This is a genomic window from Acinetobacter sp. HR7 (assembly GCF_000773685.1).
In the GTDB taxonomy this organism is placed as follows: Bacteria; Pseudomonadota; Gammaproteobacteria; order Pseudomonadales; family Moraxellaceae; genus Acinetobacter; species Acinetobacter thermotolerans.
Map to the genome: position 1 here is coordinate 1 of NZ_JPQO01000073.1, position 17453 is coordinate 17453.

Here is a 17453-nt window from a genome sequence, read left to right on the forward strand (position 1 = left end):
ATTTTGCTAGTCTAGAGCCTTGGTAAATAAATAGAAAAGACCTCATCAAATGATGAGGTTTTTTCCTTTGAGTTTTCAATGTACTTATAAAGACATTAAACAGCTTCAGGATTGGTCAACTCAGTCATTGGCCAACGCGGGGTCGTAGTGACAGCCAAACCATCCTGCTGCCCTGCTTTTAAACGTTGATAACCAGCAAAAGCAATCATCGCACCATTGTCGGTACACAGTGCAGGTTCCGCATAGTAAACGGTCGCTTTAATTTTAGCTAAGTCGGCTTCTAAACGTTCACGTAAACGCTTATTCGCACTTACACCACCAGCAATCACCAGACGTTTTAAACCGGTTTGCTTTAATGCCTTCACTGATTTTTTCACCAAGGTATCCACGATCGCTTCCTGGAAGCTAGCAGCAATATCGGCATCGCGGTTTTCATCACCGAGTTTCTTCATCTGTACAGAAACTGCGGTTTTTAAACCACTGAATGAGAACGTCAGATCCTGATGCAGCATTGGACGGGGAAATGCAAAGGCATTCGGATCGCCCTTTTCAGCCAGTTTGGAAATGTTTGGACCGCCCGGATATGGCAGACCCATCATTTTCGCGACTTTATCAAAGGCTTCACCGGCTGCATCATCAATGGATTCGCCGAGTAATTCATACTGACCAATACCGTAAGCTGCCATCAACTGGGAATGGCCACCTGAGACCAGCAGTGCCACGAATGGAAATTCCGGTGGAGTTTTGGAAAGTAATGGTGCCAGCATATGACCTTCCATATGGTGCACACCAATTGCCGGTTTATTTAATGCAAATGCCAGCGTACGACCAAACAAGGCACCGGTCATTAGCGCACCCATCAGGCCCGGCCCGCGGGTATATGCCACAGCATCAATTTCAGATTTCTTGACACCGCTCTGTTCAAGCAGCTGATTCAGGAGCGGAATCAGTTTACGCACATGGTCACGTGAAGCCAATTCTGGAACTACACCACCATATTCAGCATGCAGTTTAATCTGGCTATACAGAACTTGTCCGCGTAAACCCAGCTCGCTGTCATAGAGCGCGAGTCCTGTTTCATCACACGATGTTTCTAAGCCTAAAACGATCATTAAACTGCCTATTACCTGTATCAATTCAATTACGATAACTATTATAGGCTTGTGATATAAGATGTAAATGAGTAAAATACTGACCTTCACTTGTGATCACGGGCAATTCGGCCCATGATCTTATCCATAACTTAATGAGGATTCTTCATGCCACAAGTTAAATTGAAAGAAGGCGAACCAGTAGACGTAGCTATCCGTCGTTTCAAACGTTCATGCGAAAAAGCGGGCGTTCTTGCTGACGTTCGTAAACGTGAATTCTACGAAAAACCAACTCAAGAACGTAAACGTAAAAAAGCTGCTGCTGTTAAACGCTACCAGAAGAAACTGGCTCGCGAATCAGTTCGTACTACTCGCCTTTACTAAGATTAATTTGTGATTGACTGCCTGGACAAGATAAATGACTACTTTAAAAAACCAAATAACTGAAGTTTTAAAAGCAACAATGCGTGCTAAAGAAATGGACAAGTTAACGGTTATACGTAGTCTGCAGGCGGCAATTAAGCAAATCGAAGTCGATGAGCGCAAAGAACTTGACGACGCTCAGGTTCTTGCGGTCATTGAAAAGCAAATTAAACAACGTAAGGAATCGATCAAAGCCTATGAAGGTGCTGGTCGAGAAGATTTAGCTAGTAAGGAACAAGCTGAAGTTGAGGTTCTGTCTCAATTTCTACCAGAAGCTATGACTGAGGAAGAGCTTGATTCCCTTATTGCGCAAACAATTGCAGCGCAAGAAGCTACTAGCATGAAAGATATGGGTAAGGTGATGAATTCTCTGCGTCCGCTCATAGCCGGGCGCGCCGATCCTGCACAAGTTTCTGCAAAAATTAAAGCAAAACTTGCCTAATTTATACTGTAAATAAATCTATTCTTTTGCGTTGAACTGACTAGATTCCTAGCCAGTTCTCAGCAAACCGATTCTTAAAAATTCCAATATCTCACAAATTACAATTTACATTCTTGCTTTGCAGCAATTGCATCATTTTTGAAGCTTTCACCTGATCCACAATATCCTGTCTTGTCATTTTCTGTAGCTTGAAATCCAGTGCTTCACGGTTTTTCTCGGTGGCTTGGTGCAAGCGATCGACATAACGCCCGACGATGCCACAAAACTCCGACTGCTGCGCCGCGGTTAAATTCTGCTGCTGCGGATTAAGGCTACGCAAAAATTCCCGGGATTGCTGATGGTAGTCCGTACTGATTTTTTCAACCGACTGCGCATAATCCTTTAAGCTTGCTGCATGCCCCGTCGAAATTCCCCAAACTAAAAACAGGCACAATAATCTTGTTTTCATTCACCCTTTCTCATGTGCTTCAATTTGCCACTCAGCATAGTATAAGAAAGGTCGAATTAAAAGCCGCCAAAGATCGAATAAACTAGGATCTATCTGGTGCTTATATTAAGAAGATCAGATCTTGTATTGACGTTCCTGCTGCATCTGTTTTAAACGCTTGGAAATAATGGCAGACAGGGACTGATTCCCCTTACTGATCCGCTGCGCGTGCAACAAGGATTTAATCGCAGTTTCTTCATTGCCTGACCAATATTCCACTTCTGCACGATAACGCAGCACATTGACCGCCTTATGATCTGACGCAGGCTCAGCATTGGTGGCTATCAGCATCAAGCGCCAGGCACTTAAATCACGTGGATTGGCATTTAGAAAGCGCTGTACCAGCATTTTGGCCTGATCAGTCTGTTTCATCCGGATCAGCACTTCGGCATATTTATAATTTAGTGCCCGGTTTTCCGGCATGATGGTCGCAGCTGAACGAACACTGTTCAATGCCTGATTCAGCTGATTTTTGCCTAGGTAAATATCTGTTTGAAATAGCACCAGTAATGGATGAATCTGATTATGCTTTTTTGCCTGTTCCAATGCCTGCTGAGCATTCTCTTCGTCACCCTGTTGCAAATAATAAGCGCATAAAGCCAGTTGGCCGGCAAAGCTATTTTGTCCAGCGAGTAACTCCAACTGCTGTTCGGTGGTCTGCCGTGATAAAACCTTGCTATACCATTTAATGACCTCAAACGTCGGATCGGCCAGTTTGGTTTTTACTTTGGGCATCTGGTTGGCACGCAACCGGGCTTCACTCATACGCTCAGTGGTTAAGGGATGGGTAAACCAGAAATCCGGCAAAAAGCTTAAACGGCTGGTAGAACGATGCATCACTTCAAAAAAATCGGCCATACTCTGTGGGTTATAGCCAGAAGCATACATATACTGCATACCGATCCGATCCGCTTCACGTTCCTGATTACGGCTATAAGATAACTGCTGATCCATCAAGGCGGCTTGCGAACCCATCATCACAGCAGCACCGGCATCACCATCGGCCTGTGAAGCAACTAATGCACCGACCAGAATACCCGCCAAAGCCAATAATCCCTGTCCTTTAAAGGCTTCCTGGGATCGACTGTAATGACGTTGTGTGACATGTGCAATTTCATGTGCCATCACCCCAGCCACTTCATCCATATTTCGGGCAGAATTCAGCAGGCCTAAATTCAGGGCAAACAGCCCGCCCGGAACGGCAAATGCATTAATTTGTGGATCATTAACAATCACTAAACCAATCGGTTGCTGCAGTTGAGTCTGGCTAAGAATATGGGAAAAGACGGAAAAAAGCTGGTCTTCCATCCAGGGATTTTCAATCACCGGTAGCTGGCGTTGTACCTCACGATAGACCTTCTCCCCGATTATGCGTTCTTTCTGCTGATCGATCAGCCCAACACCGGTCCCAATTTCAGGTACCGTAAACTGGATGGAACTATGATCAAAAGTCTCTGCTGCACTATGCCCCGCCGCAATCGATGCGCTTAACCCACAAGCCAAAACCAAACGTTTCAATGAATAATTCTCTAAGCCCGATTTTCCTAACCAACTGAATATACCATTGAAAATTGGGCATATATGCAAGGAAATGTTATTTAATTTTATTGAAACTGTGGATTCACCACATAACGCGGTACACGCCCTTCCAGCGCATCTACCAGATTCTGATACGCCAGTTCTGCCATACGCTTGCGGGTTTGAGCCGTTGCCGAACCTACATGAGGCAAGGTCACCACATTATCTAAAGCAAACAGTTCAGACTGCTGCAATGGCTCTTTTTGATAGACATCTAAACCAGCAGCAAAAATCCGACGATTTTTTAAGGCTTGAATTAGCGCCTGTTCATCAACTACTGAACCACGCGAAATATTCACCAATACGGCATGCGACTGCATTTGAACCAACTGTTCAGTACCAATCAGGGCATTGGAATCAGCATTCAGATCAACTGCGACCACCACAAAATCGGAACGTTGCAATAGCTTGTTTAAACTGCAATATTCTGCATTCAGGCCTTGAGCCAGTTCCGGCTTTTCACGACGGTTATGATACAGCACATTCATGTTAAAACCGTAAAAACCGCGTCTTGCGATTGCGGCACCGATATGGCCCAGCCCAATAACACCTAAAGTCTTGCCAAAGATATCCATACCAAACTGTGCTTCACCCACAGTTCGTTGCCATTGCCCCTGCTTGGTCCATTGATCTAACGTTGTAACTTTACGCGCCGCTGCCATTAACAAGGCAAAAGCCAGATCGGCTGTGGTTTCAGTCAGCACATGCGGTGTATTGCTGAGATAGATTTTCTTCTCATTTAAATATTCCAGGTCATAGTTGTCATAACCGACGCTAACACTGGAGATGATTTTGAGTTTGGTGGCACTGGCCAGATTGTCACGATTCAGCAAACGCCCTGCACCAATCATGGCATCCGCATCCTGGACATGCTGCAAAATCTGTTGATTGATATTGCCTAATTTTGGCTGGATATAAACGACGTTATATTGTTGTTCGAGTTTGTTCTGGATTTCTGGATGAATTTGACTGAATACCACCACTTTTTGCTTCATACGTCATTATTCCATTAAGACAGGTTTGCCCTGCATAAACTGCCACAGGCGTTTTTTAAGGATCGGCTGCTCCACCATCTCCTGCAGTGAAGCCAGTTGAATAATTTTGCTATTGGAATAATGCGGAATTTTACCCAAGAAAATAATATTTTTTTCGTGGCTCATGGCATCGATGAAACCCTGAATATAGGTTTCCACGCCACGCCCATCCTGCACATTATCCCATGGGAATGGCCAGTTCAACTCTGAAAATTCACATAACATTGCGTGCTGGATATTGACCCATAACTGTTGCTGCGCTTCGTTTATCGTGGTGGCATCAATCACAATGGTGCAATATGCCAAGCTGATGGCTTGCAGGCTAAATGGCTCGACATGCACCAGCTCACGCAGTTCCTGCACTTGCGCTACTACAGGTTGAACCGGCTCAGCAACCTGTTCCACCGGAACAGGTGTAGGTACAGGATTTTCTACTGGGATACTATCGGGTACAGATTTAGCCTTTAGCTCAGGCAAGATGATTTCACTGATGACTTCGGGCTGGGATTGATCTCGCCAGATGGCTGTCTGGTGCGGCTGATACGGCTCTGCCCGAGGAATCCAGATATCAATTCCTAATGTTGCCAGTATGTCTCGCTGATGCCCAATCATCTTTTCTTCATCACCATTTTCAGGTCGAATATTTTAGCGGGATTCCCACTCTCTTGCCGAACTTTTTAAGTCGTTTTCTGATATTTGTCACTGAACAATTAGATGATCTCAAAATAAATCGTTTTCACTAAATTTTTATATGTCACCAAGGGCCTTAAAACATCATCCAACAATTTAGAGCTGAATACAAACTGACCACTAAATAATCATAATACTATTCTTTTTCTGCATCTGGTCAATGATTTCATCCGTTTCAAAACCGAGACGCCAGTACAACAGCTCCATCACATCAAACTCATCCTGGGTGATAATCCGGTCACTCCACAAACAGACTTCTGCAACTCCTAAAATACTGAGACGATCCCGCAACAATAAACCAGAAATGTCATTCAGGATTTCCGCCAGATCAATCGGCTCATCTGAAATCTCGGCATACATTTCCAGTTCTTTCTGAGTCAAAATACGTTTTAAAATCCGCTCGCGTACTTCCAGCTGGTTACCACTATTAATCTGCTGCACATGCAATAAGGCATCAATCAAGCGTACAATTTGCGATTTTACTTCTTCTAGTGCCGTTGGGGTATGTGCCGGTAGCAGGTTTAATTCATATTTAACACATTCCAGCAGCAAGGCATCCAGCAAGCCAATTTCACCATCTTCCTGAATGATTCGCGCCAGTTTCATCGCAAACTGGCGTGCTACGGTGGTTGGCATACCCCCAATATTTTTTACTGCCTGGCGAAAAATCGAGATATGTACCCGACCATCCAGATTTAATAAGGAATCGACGATGGCGCGGCTGACTTCTGCATCCGTTGGAATAAATTCACGATACTGACGGATCATCAGAATCGCCACCATGACTTCTCGTGAACCCGTTGCGGTTTGCAAGGCACGTTCGATCAGTTCCGGACGTGGGGTATTGGCCCGGTTTTCAGGATTTAGTGGCTTGATGGCATCCTTCAAGGCAAAACTGATCGGCGATAAACGTAACAGCGGCAATGGCTGTGGCGAACTCCAAGTAGAAACATTATTGACTGCAACTTCTTCCAGAGAACGAAACAGGCTAAATAAAGGCTGATTCTTGAGCTTTTTCAGGTTTTCTAGCTGCAAATCCTGAATCAGCGATGGGTTGAGCTCATAAATCCGCTTTTCAATACTCGGATGAATATTCAGCCAGTTTTGTGGACTCAAGGAGTTGGCAAAACACATATGTGAAATCGATTCAGCATATTCACTATGAATCTGCGAACCGGAGTGATGCACATAAATCCGTAGCAGCGTCTGCACATTCGCATCATTCTGAATCAGGCGACGGGTTTTCTTGTCATTCTTGTAGGTACGTCCACCCAATGAAATAAACTTGATGAAGCGGCTAATCAGAACACCTAGACTGCCAATCAGCCAGATGACTGCACCAATCGAAACATAAAGCGTTTCAAACTTGTTCGCAGCAGGCTGGCCAAGACGATAGAAGCCTTTTTTAGCAATCTTGCTGCCCCACTGACTAAAGGTAGTCAGGCTGCTATACAGAATTTTTAACCGGGTATTTTCAGCTGCTTCACCAGACAGAATCTTGTTAAATTCATGACTAAGCAAACCATACAGTTCAAGCTCATCCAGATTCTGCAAGGCTCCCCAAGTCAGAATAATCGCAGTATTACCCGGATTAAAACCTGCCGTCAGCGCATTCACCCCGACTTCATCTAGTAATACATAGACTGCAGGGATTTCAATTAGAAAAGTATCTGCCAGCTGTTCAGTAATTTTCAGAGCAGCACTTTCTTCAGGCACACTTTCAATTAAGCTAAGACGACGTGCGCCCATCTGCCGAGCCAAGGAATAGCCTCCAGCACGAAATACATAAAACTCATAGATTACCGAGATTGCCATAATCAGGCTGACCAAGGTAATCAGATAGGGACTCAGGAAATGCCAGTAAATCGATTGGGTAGGATCAAGGTAAAAAACAAATAAGCCCACCACCGTATTGATGATGAATATGGTTAGTAGCACGGCAAGCAAACAGAAACTGGCTGGCCATAACATATTTTTATTTTTAACAAACACGTATCCTACGCTGCTCAATGCCTCACCCTGATCACATTGTTTTAGCTTTGACGCCATCATAAATGAAAAAAGCGGGAAATTCCCGCTTTTTTCATGAATTTAGCCGCTTAGACTTCACGTACGCCGCTCAGGTCAACCGAAGCCGCATCGATGTTCACATCGATAAACTTGTCACCTTTTTTTGCGCCATCATTACGCTTCTGCTCAAGATCGTTCAGATATTGCTCATCAATGCTACCTGCCACATAGATGCCATCAAATACCGAACAGTCGAACTCACGTAGATGCGGCACTTTCTTAGTACGGACTGCATCTTTCAAATCTTCCAGATCCTGGAAAATCAGGCGGTCAGCACCGATGATTTCACGGATTTCTTCCACGCTACGTTCAGAGGCAATCAGCTCAGACTTCGCCGGCATATCAATACCGTACACGTTTGGATATTTTACCATCGGTGCAGCTGAGGCAAAGAATACTTTTTTCGCGCCAGCATCACGTGCCATCTGGATGATTTCGTTACAAGTGGTACCACGAACAATCGAGTCATCAACAAGAAGGACATTTTTGCCCTGGAATTCCAGCTCAACCGGGTTCAGTTTTTGACGTACTGATTTTTTACGCAGCTGTTGACCTGGCATAATGAAGGTACGGCCGATATAACGGTTTTTCATAAAACCTTCACGGAATTTCACACCTAAAGTATTGGCCAGTTCCAATGCAGAAGTACGTGAAGTATCCGGAATTGGAATCACTACATCAATATCGTGCTCATCGCCCCACTCACGCAGGATTTTTTGCGCCAGCTTTTCACCCATTTTCAGACGGGCTTTGTACACAGAAATACCGTCAATAGTGGCATCTGGACGCGCAAAGTACACATATTCAAAGATACATGGGCGGTATTGCGGATTTGCAGCACACTGTTTAGTGAAGAAGTTACCGTTTGAGTCGATAAATACTGCTTCACCCGGCTCGATATCACGTTCAACTTTAAAGCCCAGCGCGGTAATCGCAACCGATTCGGACGCAATGATATATTCCATGCCCTGTTCAGTTTCACGAGAACCGTAGATCAATGGACGAATCCCATTTGGATCACGGAAGCCTACCAGGCCTTGACCAGTAATCATGGCAACCACGGCATAACCACCTTTGCAGCGTTCATGTACGCGGGTGACTGCATGGAAAATATCCTCAGAAGTCGGTACCAGTTTGCCGCGTTTTTGCAGTTCGTGTGCTAATACGTTCAGCAATACTTCGGAGTCAGAATCGGTGTTCATGTGACGCAGGTCGGTCTTGAACAGGTCATCATGAATTTCTTCAGCATTGGTCAAGTTACCGTTATGCGCCAGCGTAATCCCATAAGGTGAGTTGACATAGAACGGCTGTGCTTCGGCACTACTTGAAGTACCGGCAGTCGGGTAACGCACGTGACCAATACCGTAATTACCTTGTAATGCACGCATATGACGGGTATGGAATACATCACGAACCATACCAACATCTTTACGTAGGAACAGGCGGCCTTCCTGACATGTCACAATCCCAGCTGCATCCTGTCCACGATGTTGTAACATCGTTAATGCATCAAACAACATTTGGTTAACAGGTGATTTACCAGCTATACCAACCACTCCACACATAGCAACCTCGCAGACAAGCTAGGATTAATAAAAAGGATTATTTGTCGATTCAGCCGAGGACTTTCCTTTGACAGGATGCCCAGCTGATGCATCTGAAGACTGGCTTGAATCTTCAGACTTGATATGTTGTAAGGCTCCGTTTGCAGCATCCTTGGACAACTGAGTTGCCCACGGCGCATACGGCAGCAAAGTCTGAACCATTTTTGACTGTTTCCAATGCGGCGAACTTTCTACCCATGGACCAATGCCCTGCATGGTAATCAAAATAATCAACAGGCCTTTCAGACTACCAAAGACACCACCGGCCAGACGGTTTAAAGGCCCCAGTTTCAGGGTCTTTAAAATACGATTCAGCAAATAAGTCACAATCCAGGTCAGCACCACAATCATCAGGACGATGAAAGCAAATGCTGCAATCTTCTGTACCACTGGATCTGTACTGAGAGCAATCATGGAAGGCGCAAGTAGCGTCGAATATTTCGCGGCAATGATCAGCGCAAAAATCCATCCAGCTAAGTTCGCAAAGGCTTTAATCAATCCTTGACGCAAACCGTTTAGCCCTCCAATGAGCAAGATGATCAGTAAAAAGATGTCAATGGTGGTCATGGAATTCAGAATGCATCAATGCAGTCTTTAACAAGCTTCGGTCCTGTATATATGAGGCCAGAATAGACTTGTACAAGGCTGGCACCAGCCTGCTTTTTGGCAGTAGCATCGGCACCGGAAAGAATACCACCCACACCAATCAATGGAATCCGCCCTTGCAGAATGTCTGCAAACACTTTCAAGCAAGCTGTACTTTTCTCAAATACTGGTGCACCAGACAGACCACCTGCTTCTTCAGCGTGTTCTAGACCTTCAACACCTTCACGGGACAAGGTCGTATTTGTCACAATCAGACCATCAATTTTATATCGCAGCAATTGCTGGGCAATAAAGGCAATATCTTCAGCTTCCAGGTCTGGCGCAACTTTAAGTACCAGAGGTACATAATGTTGGTTTTCCTGAGCAAGCTCAAGCTGACGGTTTTTGAGCGTTTCCAGCAACTGGGTGAGCGCATCACCACTTTGCAAGCTGCGCAGGTTTTTTGTGTTGGGAGAGGAAATATTAACAGTAATATAGGAAGCGTAATTATAAACCTTTTCTAGACAGATCAAATAGTCGTCAGCGGCATTTTCAACTGGAGTCGTCGCATTTTTGCCGATATTAATCCCAAGAACGCCTTTGAATTTTGCCGCTTTGACATTTTCAATCAGTTGGTCCACACCATCATTATTGAAACCCATACGGTTAATGATGGCTTTGGCCTGAGGCAGGCGGAATAAACGCGGTTGTGGATTGCCAGGTTGAGGACGTGGTGTCACGGTACCAATTTCAATAAAACCGAAACCTTGACTGGCAAGGGCATCAATATAGGCACCATTTTTGTCCAAACCCGCTGCCAAACCAACCGGATTCGGGAATTCAATTCCCATACAGGTCACTGGTTTAGAAGCAACATTTTGACGCATCATCCCCATGGCATGGGAAGATTTCAACAGTGATAGTGTCAGCTCATGTGCACGCTCTGGTGCTAAAGAAAACAACAAAGGGCGGGCTAGAGAATACAACATATCGGGAAAAGTCTACTGCTTTCTAAGTCGGCATATTATAGTCACAGCCCGGTAAAAAAACCATGCTTTGCAAATCTTTATTTTTACCGTTTACATGACAGTCGCTGTTAATTTAATCTGCCCGGCATCGCTGATAAGTTCCATTTTTTCAACACTTAAACCACTCTGTGCCAGCTGGGTCAGGAAATTAGCCAACACTGCATAATTCTCATGACTCACATTTAGTAATATTTTATCATCCTGCTGCTGCGATGAAACTGACAATCCCTGCTGCTGCGCTGCCCGTTGAACTTTCTCGGCAGCATCCAGTTGCAGGTCACCGGCCGGTTTCATGGTGGCTGCATTGCTCTGCATCCAGACAATGGTATCTTTTAAGGTATTCAGGCGTTTTTGCTGGGTCTCTGCAGCTTTATGCATATAGAACAGTGCTGAACCGACAGCTGCTACCACCACAAAAATAGTCGCAAAAATCACCATATAGCGTTCGCGCGCACTCAAACTATCCAGATAGTCACTGATACGTTCAATCTGCTGATCCATTCGGGTCTGAATATTTTCAATCATGCTCATTATTGTATTCTCACCGATCCGACTGCACCTGCAGCATTGGCCTGGACATTTCCTAATTCCACCTTCATACCCTGCTGAGTCAGCTGACGCGTCAAGGTACTAAATGCATCCGGTGATTGAGCTTGTAGCTCCATGCTTAAAGTAGAAGATTCATAATTTACACGCTGTGCCACCATCTGGTTCTGCATCAGCACTGGCCCAATTCGGCTGATCAGGTCAAAAGACTGGGTATTGGCAGACTGATTCAGGCGCAACTGCCCTTCAAACTGACTTTTGATATTCTGTTCCGTCACCGGGAAATTCTGGCCGAACCAGTATTTAAACTGATCTACAGCTTGTGCCGCAGTCTGGTTGGCAATTTTCTTGTATTGATACCAGCGTACTGCATCATAACTAAACTGCAGTGCCAAAATACCCAGGAATACGGCTGCACAGGCTTTCCAATAACTAGAGACTGGAGCCCCAGATTTTGCTTTAGGCAAGACATTAAAGGGATGTGCTTTCGGCTTTTTCAGCTTAGGGATACTGTATTGAAAAGATTCAATCTGATCATGCGTCGCGACTGATTCCAGACTACGCAACTGGTCATTGCTCAGGCCACTGACCTGATAGCTAACATCCTTCGGCTGATAATCCAGATACAGACTCAGGTCATCAACCGAATGCCCCACATATTCCGCCTCGCGCACCAGCAACTGCCCCCCAATATCAGCGATCACACGCTGGTTTTCCGCAGGTACCGGTAGAATCAGAAAATCAGGCAACAAAGCCGTGACTTTCACCGGTAACAGATGCAAAGCATGTTGCATGGTTTCCACTGCCGAATTGGCAATGCCCAGCACGATCAATTGATCTGACTGCTGGAAATGATGCAGCACTTTCATGGCATCGACTGGCAGAATGATATATTCCTCCAGCAGATACTTGATCGCGTCCTGCCCCATTTTCTTGTACTGGGCTTTAGACATTGCCTGCTGCAGAATCTGCACATGACGGCTCGGGAAGAAAACTGTCGCTTCTTCACCATGATGCCCCTGAATCTCCTGAATCAGTTGTTCCAGTGTCGCGGAACTTTTCCAGAAATCCCCATCTGACCATTGCCAAACCCCATTGGCTTCTGGCATCCATAAATACAACATTGATTAAGTTCTGCCGTTTTAATAGTTTTTTATACTGTTGGAATAAAGCTTTTTTGCTGGGTCGATAAACCTGCTGCAATCACAGCCTGATCATAAATCCGTGCTTCTGCCAGATGGAAAGGATGGAAATGTTCCTCAGTCAGAATTGAAGCAATATGTGCCACCACGTTCATATGACACACCACCACAATCGACTCATACGGTAAATGAGACAACCACTCCACCGCGACCTTGGCATCATCATCCGGTTTAATGGTATTACAGATCACCACCGGCACATCCTTAAAATAGGCTTGCAGATGTGCCAGCGTTTCCTGAGCACGCAGCAATGGACTTACCACAAACACTTCCGGATTGATCACATCCTTTAAATATTGCGCTGTCTGCTCTGCCTGCAAATGCCCGCGCTCAGTCAAAGGACGCTTCGTATCATTACCATTGACCGGTGCAGCTGCTTCTCCATGACGTACCAGTGTCAGTTGCATACCATTTCCCTGTTTGATTTAGATATGACCACGGATTAGGTGCGATCATATTGTTTTCTCTCTTATAAATCAGACTTGCTGATGTGGCAAGACGAATTCAACATCACTGCGATGGCCATTCTTCATCAAGGACACGGCGATGCTCATTGGCGGTGCACCTTCAAAGATCACGGCATATAAAGCACAAGTAATTGGCATATACACATCCAGCTCTTCTGCACGTGCCTTAACCTGCACAATGGTATTAATCCCTTCAGCGGTCTGCCCCAGTTCTGTGGTCGCCTGTTCCAAGGTTTTTCCTTTACCCAGTGCATAACCGACCTGATAGTTACGGCTTAGTGGACTGTTACAGGTTGCAAATAAATCGCCCACACCGGATAAGCCCAGGAATGTTAGCGGATTGGCCCCAAGTTTTACCGCAAAGCGGCTCATTTCTGCCAGGGCACGCGTCAAGATCATACTCTTGGTATTTTCACCCACGTTATAGGCAGCCGCCATCCCCATCGCTACAGCATAGATATTCTTCAACGCACCGCCTAATTCCACGCCATTGACATCATCACTAGCAAAGACACGGAACAAGGCACTATGCAATGCTTGTTGTACCGCATAACGTACCAGCTCTGACTTACTGGCAATGACTGTACCGGCTGGCTGACCTGCAACAATTTCCTTAGCCAAGTTTGGACCAGACAGCACACCATACGGCACTTCCGGCAATTCCTCACGAATGATGTCGCTCATAAAACTAAAGGTTTTTGCTTCAATACCCTTGGTCAGGGAAATCACCGCCTGAGAAGTAATATATGGTTTGATCTGCTTCAGCACATCACGGAAAGAATGACTTGGAATCGCAACCAGAATAATGTCACGATCACGTACCGCTTTTTCCAGATCAGAAACCGCGAGCAGTGCTGGTTCAAGTTGAAAATCTGGTAAATAGCGCTTGTTGACATGGGTGGCATTGATATCTGCAGCGGTTGCTTCATCACGAATCCAGATCATGGTGTCACAACCATTGCGCACCGCAGTATTGGCCATCGCAGTACCAAAACTGCCACCACCCAATACTGTTACACGCAGCGCTGTTTTACGGTCAATTTCTACTGGCTCAACCAGATCTGAAAATTTTAATTCTGACATGGAGTTTAAATATCCTTCTTCAGCCCATTAGTGGGATGGGTTCCACGGGCTGACAAATTCTGCTGTATGAATTTCTGCACGTGGCGCAATACTTTTCGCGGCTGTACCAATATAAATGATGCCTGAAACCAGATCATCCCCTGAAATGCCTAAGGCTTTTTTGAAGTATTGTGATTCTACGACTGCCCCACTACGCCACATGGTCGAAAAACCTTGGACTTGCAAAGACAATAGGAAATTCTGGATCGCAGCACCTGAACTGAGAATCTGTTCAAAATGTGGAACTTTAGGATGATCTTTCAGACGAGTTAAAGCCACCACCAATAAAGGTGCACGGAAAGGATGGTTTTTAACCCGCTCGATTTGCGCAGCTTCAGTCTGACCTAAATCAATCAATGCTTGAGATAGCAATTCACCAAAAGCTTCGCGCTGATCTTCTGGAATAATTAAAAATTCAGTCGGTTTTAAACGGTGATGATCGGGAGCCGTAAGTGCGGCTTGAAAGGCTTTTTCCAGCTGTTCTACATTTGGTGCTGGTGCCACCAGGTGACCAACAGATTGACGTTGATGAATATTTTGATGAACGATTTCGATCTCTGATTCGGTCATTGCCTTATATTTCTATATTTGAAAACTGTGCTCAAGATTAGCATATTCATGCGCTTATTCTCTATATGCGGGATTTTTATTGCTGCTCGCATTGTGTCATTTTGTAGAATCAACCCGATCTTTTTACTGGATTGATGTTTTATTCAACAGCACTGACATTGTGCTTACTGAAAGTTGCCAAACTTATACAAGCCCTCCAAATTCTCAAGATTATTATGTGATGAATTAAACGATTATCTGAACTTGATGAGTTTAACAACATGAAAAATATACTGACCATGGGTGCAGCCTTGGCAACTGCACTGGCTTTGACCGCATGTAGTTCCAATCCGACCAACACTACTGCAATCCAAAAGGAAAACAACCAGTTTGAAGTGACCGGCCTCGGTAAAACCCAAGTCATTGCAAAAAATAATGCAGTGAACGCGGCTTCTAAAACCTGTGGTTCACGTGCAACCCCAATTATTGTCGATGAACAGTCCACTTATGATGGCGCACTGAAAGGTGTTGTGGATGAACAAACCGGTCAGATGATTCAGGCAGCAGCTAAAGTGCTCGGCAATATTGCAGGTACAGGCAATAACATCAATTCAGATGACGATTATCAAACCACACTGACTTTCCGTTGCCAATCGAACTAAGTTTTCGATAGGCCATAAAAAACCGCTCAAGCGAGCGGTTTTTTTTATTGGCGGGAAATTAGCAATAACCTTCCAGTCGGGTCAGTGGTAATTTCTGACCAATGGCTTTTTCAATTTCAGGTAGGTAGAAGGCATCATCTTCGGATAGGAAGCTGATACTCACACCACGGGTTCCGGCACGACCGGTACGGCCAATACGGTGCACATAATCATCCGATTGTTCTGGCAGAGTAAAATTCACGACATGTGATACACCATCGACATGAATACCACGACCAGCAACATCAGTTGCGATCATAATATTGTGCTTACCGTTCTTGAACTGATCCAGCATTTTCAGGCGTTTGTCTTGCGCGATTTCACCAGACAGCATCACCACTTTATAACCATCTTTTTTCAGGTGATCATACAGCTTGCGTACCTGATCCCGGCGATTCGCGAAAATCATCACCTTCTCAATAGGTTCATCACGTAGGATGTCTTGTAGCAGTTTATATTTATCTGCTTTTGCAACCATATAGACACGTTGCTCGACATCGGCATTGGTTTTCTTTTCCGGTTCGATTTCAACCGTTACTGGTTCAAACAACCATTGCTGAGCCAGATTAAGGACGTCATAGCTAAAGGTAGCAGAGAACATTAAAGTTTGACGCTGTTCTTTACGTGGCGAGAAACGTACGATACGTTTGACTGACGGGATAAAGCCCATATCCAGCAAACGGTCAGCTTCATCGATCACCAGAAATTCGATCAGATCCAGCCAGACTTCTTTCTGCTCAACAAAGTCGATCAGACGGCCTGGCGTTGCCACCATAATATCGACCGGCGCCTTATCCAGTTGAGCTTTCTGTTTATCGAAATCTACACCACCGACCAGCGTCACTACACTTAAGTCGGTGTATTTGGTTAGCTCCAGCGCATCACTTTCGATTTGAAGTGCTAACTCACGAGTTGGCGCCAGAATCAGGGCACGTGGCTCACCGCGATAGCACTGTTCTTTCACCGGATTATTAAGCAGGTCATTAATCACACTGATCAGGAAGGCTGCTGTTTTACCGGTACCGGTTTGAGCACGACCAATCGCATCATGCCCTGCAAGTGTAAACTTCAGAACCTTCTGCTGGATAGGCGTCATGCTGGTAAAGCCCAAGGCATCAATCGCTTTTTTTAGATTGGGATGTAAATTTAAGGTCTCAAAACCAGAAGACATATAGCACTGCTCAAATTGAAAGGTCTTTACGATGTTGCCTAGTATAAACAAAAAACGCCCCAATTTACATTGGAGCGTTTTCGAACTGAATCCGAAGATTAGTCAAGTGTCTGAACTTCTTCAGCCTGGAAGCCTTTTTGGCCTTTTACAACGCTGAATTCAACACGTTGGCCGTCACGTAGTGAACGATGGCCTTCGCCAAGAATTGCGCGGAAGTGAACAAATACGTCGTCACCGCCATTACGTTGAATAAAACCAAAACCTTTAGTATCGTTGAACCACTTAACTACGCCTTGTTCGCGAGCAGCTGTCATAAGTCAATCCTCATTGTAACTAAGAGAAGGACCACCCGGTGTTGCAAACAGCAGACCAAACAAGTTTGAAAATATTATTTTTAAGCTTGTAATCATTCTGTAAAACTATTAACAAAATCCCGGTTACATCCATTTTGTTATAGGGCGAAAAACAACGTGCTTGTTTATCTAAAATCCTACTAACCCATCGAGCTTAACATGGGTTTCTGACAATTAATAGCCTTTTTTTAGGTTTGTTCTAATTGATTTCGCTATTTTTTTCAGAAATTTGCATAAGGTTTTTTTAATTATAGGACTTACGCATTGACGGATTCAAAAAAGTATTAAAATACTAGGACTTACGCACTAT

The 17453-nt window shown here is 44.8% G+C and carries 19 protein-coding genes; 3 read left to right on the plus strand and 16 right to left on the minus strand.

The genetic code is table 11. From position 1 onward, the window contains the following. Positions 1 to 95: 95 nt before the first annotated feature. Positions 96 to 1112, minus strand: a complete 1017-nt coding sequence (gene tsaD, locus GW12_RS04645; RefSeq protein ID WP_034584129.1) for a tRNA (adenosine(37)-N6)-threonylcarbamoyltransferase complex transferase subunit TsaD — start codon at positions 1110 to 1112, stop codon at positions 96 to 98. A 147-nt stretch (positions 1113 to 1259) separates the two neighbouring features. On the opposite strand from tsaD, the gene rpsU reads away from it, so the two are divergent. Together rpsU and GW12_RS04655 are read left to right on the plus strand one after the other, a co-directional pair. Then, positions 1260 to 1475, plus strand: coding sequence for a 30S ribosomal protein S21 (gene rpsU / locus GW12_RS04650; RefSeq protein WP_001136722.1), 216 nt, complete (start codon positions 1260 to 1262; stop codon positions 1473 to 1475). A gap of 34 nt (positions 1476 to 1509) precedes the next feature. Continuing rightward, positions 1510 to 1956 (plus strand): GatB/YqeY domain-containing protein, encoded by a 447-nt coding sequence (locus GW12_RS04655; protein WP_034584132.1) that lies wholly within the window; start codon positions 1510 to 1512, stop codon positions 1954 to 1956. 91 nt (positions 1957 to 2047) lie between these two features. On the opposite strand, the gene GW12_RS04660 is transcribed toward GW12_RS04655, so the two are convergent. The 13 genes from GW12_RS04660 to GW12_RS04720 form a co-directional block, all read right to left on the minus strand. Then, positions 2048 to 2404 carry a hypothetical protein gene (locus GW12_RS04660; RefSeq protein ID WP_034584135.1) on the minus strand — a complete coding sequence of 119 codons (357 nt, stop codon included), beginning with the start codon at positions 2402 to 2404 and terminating at the stop codon, positions 2048 to 2050. Between the two features lie 114 nt (positions 2405 to 2518). Continuing rightward, a complete protein-coding gene (locus tag GW12_RS04665) occupies positions 2519 to 3961 on the minus strand; it encodes a M48 family metalloprotease (RefSeq protein WP_034584139.1) in 1443 nt (480 codons plus the stop codon). A gap of 86 nt (positions 3962 to 4047) precedes the next feature. Further along, on the minus strand, positions 4048 to 5016 hold the full coding sequence (locus GW12_RS04670; protein ID WP_034584142.1) for a D-glycerate dehydrogenase: 969 nt from the start codon (positions 5014 to 5016) through the stop codon (positions 4048 to 4050). A gap of 6 nt (positions 5017 to 5022) precedes the next feature. Continuing rightward, positions 5023 to 5667: a hypothetical protein gene (locus tag GW12_RS04675; RefSeq protein ID WP_034584145.1), complete on the minus strand. Its 645-nt coding sequence runs from the start codon at positions 5665 to 5667 to the stop codon at positions 5023 to 5025. A gap of 198 nt (positions 5668 to 5865) precedes the next feature. After that, complete coding sequence (locus GW12_RS04680) at positions 5866 to 7755, minus strand: M48 family metalloprotease (RefSeq protein ID WP_034584180.1); 1890 nt, start codon at positions 7753 to 7755, stop codon at positions 5866 to 5868. Positions 7756 to 7844: 89 nt separating this feature from the next. After that, a complete protein-coding gene (gene purF, locus GW12_RS04685; protein WP_034584148.1) occupies positions 7845 to 9380 on the minus strand; it encodes an amidophosphoribosyltransferase in 1536 nt (511 codons plus the stop codon). Between the two features lie 24 nt (positions 9381 to 9404). Beyond that, the gene (locus GW12_RS04690; protein WP_034584151.1) at positions 9405 to 9986 is read right to left on the minus strand and encodes a CvpA family protein; all 582 of its coding nucleotides are present in this window, start codon (positions 9984 to 9986) and stop codon (positions 9405 to 9407) included. 5 nt (positions 9987 to 9991) lie between these two features. Further along, a complete protein-coding gene (locus tag GW12_RS04695; RefSeq protein ID WP_034584154.1) occupies positions 9992 to 10993 on the minus strand; it encodes a quinone-dependent dihydroorotate dehydrogenase in 1002 nt (333 codons plus the stop codon). Positions 10994 to 11083: 90 nt separating this feature from the next. Beyond that, positions 11084 to 11563, minus strand: coding sequence for a type II secretion system protein GspM (gspM, locus tag GW12_RS04700; RefSeq protein WP_034584157.1), 480 nt, complete (start codon positions 11561 to 11563; stop codon positions 11084 to 11086). After that, on the minus strand, positions 11563 to 12702 hold the full coding sequence (gspL, locus tag GW12_RS04705) for a type II secretion system protein GspL (protein WP_034584160.1): 1140 nt from the start codon (positions 12700 to 12702) through the stop codon (positions 11563 to 11565). The genes gspM and gspL overlap by 1 nt, the downstream gene beginning before the upstream one ends. A gap of 29 nt (positions 12703 to 12731) precedes the next feature. Continuing rightward, on the minus strand, positions 12732 to 13187 hold the full coding sequence (locus tag GW12_RS04710; protein ID WP_034584163.1) for a phosphoglycerate mutase family protein: 456 nt from the start codon (positions 13185 to 13187) through the stop codon (positions 12732 to 12734). Positions 13188 to 13256: 69 nt separating this feature from the next. Continuing rightward, positions 13257 to 14330: an NAD(P)H-dependent glycerol-3-phosphate dehydrogenase gene (locus GW12_RS04715; protein WP_034584165.1), complete on the minus strand. Its 1074-nt coding sequence runs from the start codon at positions 14328 to 14330 to the stop codon at positions 13257 to 13259. A 27-nt stretch (positions 14331 to 14357) separates the two neighbouring features. Further along, on the minus strand, positions 14358 to 14939 hold the full coding sequence (locus GW12_RS04720; protein WP_034584168.1) for a nitroreductase family protein: 582 nt from the start codon (positions 14937 to 14939) through the stop codon (positions 14358 to 14360). Between the two features lie 260 nt (positions 14940 to 15199). Between GW12_RS04720 and GW12_RS04725 the strand changes: the two genes are divergently transcribed. After that, positions 15200 to 15580, plus strand: a complete 381-nt coding sequence (locus GW12_RS04725; protein WP_034584171.1) for a hypothetical protein — start codon at positions 15200 to 15202, stop codon at positions 15578 to 15580. A 58-nt stretch (positions 15581 to 15638) separates the two neighbouring features. Here the strand turns inward: GW12_RS04725 and rhlB are convergent, their stop codons facing one another. Then, positions 15639 to 16790, minus strand: a complete 1152-nt coding sequence (gene rhlB / locus GW12_RS04730; RefSeq protein ID WP_034584174.1) for an ATP-dependent RNA helicase RhlB — start codon at positions 16788 to 16790, stop codon at positions 15639 to 15641. Between the two features lie 98 nt (positions 16791 to 16888). Beyond that, complete coding sequence (locus tag GW12_RS04735; protein WP_034584177.1) at positions 16889 to 17104, minus strand: cold-shock protein; 216 nt, start codon at positions 17102 to 17104, stop codon at positions 16889 to 16891. Positions 17105 to 17453: the final 349 nt, after the last annotated feature.